This window comes from Pseudomonas sp. (genome assembly GCF_026224925.1).
Lineage (GTDB): Bacteria > Pseudomonadota > Gammaproteobacteria > Pseudomonadales > Pseudomonadaceae > Aquipseudomonas.
In genome coordinates this window covers 1-2,455 of sequence record NZ_JAMFRV010000387.1, presented here as the reverse complement: position 1 = coordinate 2,455, position 2,455 = coordinate 1, and the positions used below count along the sequence as shown (strand labels likewise).

General features: G+C 59.8%; 1 protein-coding gene. It reads right to left on the bottom strand.

Going from position 1 to position 2,455, the window contains the following annotated elements; translation table 11 throughout:
• A partial coding sequence (gene fdnG, locus M0974_RS16885) for a formate dehydrogenase-N subunit alpha (protein WP_297839043.1) occupies positions 1-2,455 on the bottom strand: 2,455 nt, incomplete at both ends.

Here is a 2,455-nt window from a genome sequence, read left to right as displayed (position 1 = left end):
CTTCTCCTTGGCCAGAACTTCGCCAATTTCGACAAATTGCTCGGGCTGGATAATAGCGTTGAGCCGGCAATGCTTGGTCCAGAAGTGAAAGTGCTCGGTCAGCCGGTAACTGGTGGCGGCATAGGGGAAGTCCTTGGCCGTCCCAAGCGAATCCCAGACCGAATCGAAAATACGAGCGGCCGGATTGCTGGTTGCCTTTTTGTTAGTGGGGTGGAGCGGGTTGATGCCGATAGGCGTCTCGAACGGCTCGTAATGCTCCGGGAACGGCCCTTCGGCCATCTTGTCGACGGCGAAGAAGCGCGCCACCCCTTCGGGGTTCATGATGAAGGGGTTCATGCCCGCTTCCGGCGGCACATCGGCTTTGTAATCGGGAACGTCAGTACCCACCCAGGCCTTGCCGTTCCACCACACGAGGCGTTTGTTTTCGGCCCAGGGCTTGCCCTGCAGATCGGCCGAGGCGCGGTTGTACAGAATGCGTCTGTTCATCGGCCAAGCCCACGCCCAGCCTAGGTGCTGCTTCATGCCATAAGGGTCACTGTTGTCGCGGCAGGCCATCTGGTTGCCCTGCTCGGTCCAGCTGCCGCAGAAAATCCAGCAGCCCGAGGCGGTGCTCCCGTCGTCTTTGAGCTGGGCGAAGCCAGCCAGTTGCTGGCCGCTCTTGATTGCCGCGCCGCTGGCATCGGCGAAGTCGGTGGTGGCTGCGCCGTTGACTTCCTTGGCAAGCTCCTCCGGTGATGGCTCGTCGGCAATCTTGTAAGGCCAGCTCAGTTTGAGGATCGGGTCGGGAAATGCACCGCCGTTGGCCTGATAGCGCTGGCGCAGACGCAGGAACAACTCGCTCATGATTTTCACGTCGGTGCGGGCTTGGCCCGGTCCATCGGCGCCTTTCCAGTGCCATTGCAGCCAGCGGCTGCTGTTGGTCAATGAACCGTCTTCTTCGGCGAAACAGGTGGTGGGCAACCGAATGACTTCGGTCTGGATGCTGGCGGTATTGACGTCATTGTACGGTCCGACATTGCGCCAGAACTCTGAGGTTTCGGTCGCCAGCGGGTCCATTACCACCAGCCATTTGAGCTTGGCCAACGCTGCGGTTACCCGATTTTTGTCGGGCAACGCCGCGATGGGGTTGAAGCCTTGGCACACGTAGCCGTTGACTGTGCCCTCACCCATCATGTCGAACATTTTCAGGATGTCGTAGCTGGGGATGTCGAGTTTGGGCAGCCAGTCGTAGCCCCAGTGGTTTTCCACTGTCGCGTTGGCGCCGTACCAGGACTTCATCAGACTGACGTGGAACTTGCCGTAGTTCTGCCAGTAGGACAACTGCCCCGGACGCAGCGGCTTCAGTGCACGCGTGGCTATATAGGTGTCGTAGTCCTGTTCGCCATCGCTCGGCAGTGTCAGGTAACCCGGCAGCGAGTTCGATAACAGCCCCAAATCCGTCAGGCCCTGGATGTTGGAGTGCCCGCGCAAGGCATTGACCCCGCCGCCGGGCATACCGACGTTGCCCAGCAGCAGTTGCACCATGGCCGCGCTGCGGATCATCTGCGAGCCGACCGAATGCTGGGTCCAGCCCAAGGCGTAGAGAATCGTCATGGTCTTGCCCGGTTGCGAGCAGGTGGCGATCTCTGTCCATATCTTGGCCATGGCGTCTTGCGGCATCCCACAGATCTGGCTGACCAGTTCCGGGGTGTAGCGGCTGTAATGCTGTCTCATCAACTGATAGACGCAGCGCGGGTCTTGCAGGGTTGGGTCGACTTTGGCAAAGCCGTCCTCACCGAGTTCGTAACCCCAGCTGGATTTATCGGTGTAGGTACGTTTGGCCGCGTCGTAGCCGGTGAACAACCCGTCCTCGAAGCCGAAGCCTGCCTTCACAATGAACGACACGTCGGTATACGCGCGCACGTACTCATGCTGAATTTTGTCTTCAGCGAGCAAGTAGTTGATCAGACCACCCATGAACGCTATGTCGCTGCCGGTACGAATTGGCGCGTAATAGTCGGCCACAGAGGCAGTACGGGTAAATCGTGGATCGACCACGATCAGCCGCGCCTGATTGTGCGCTTTAGCTTCAGTCACCCATTTGAAGCCACACGGGTGAGCTTCGGCGGCATTGCCACCCATGACCAGGATCAGGTTCGCGTTGGCGATATCGGTCCAGGTATTGGTCATGGCTCCACGGCCGTACGTCGGGGCAAGACTTGCCACCGTCGGACCGTGTCAGACACGCGCCTGGTTATCGAACCCCAGCATACCAAGGCTGCGAATGACTTTATGGGTCAGGTAACCGGCCTCGTTGGAGGCCGCAGAGGCAGCCAGAAAACCCACTGACAGCCAGCGGTTGACCGTCTGGCCCTGGGCGTTCTTCTCGATAAAATTGGCGTCGCGGTCGGCCTTCATCAGGTCGGCGATGCGGTCGAGCGCTTCGTCCCAGGACACCCGGGTCCACTCATCGCTG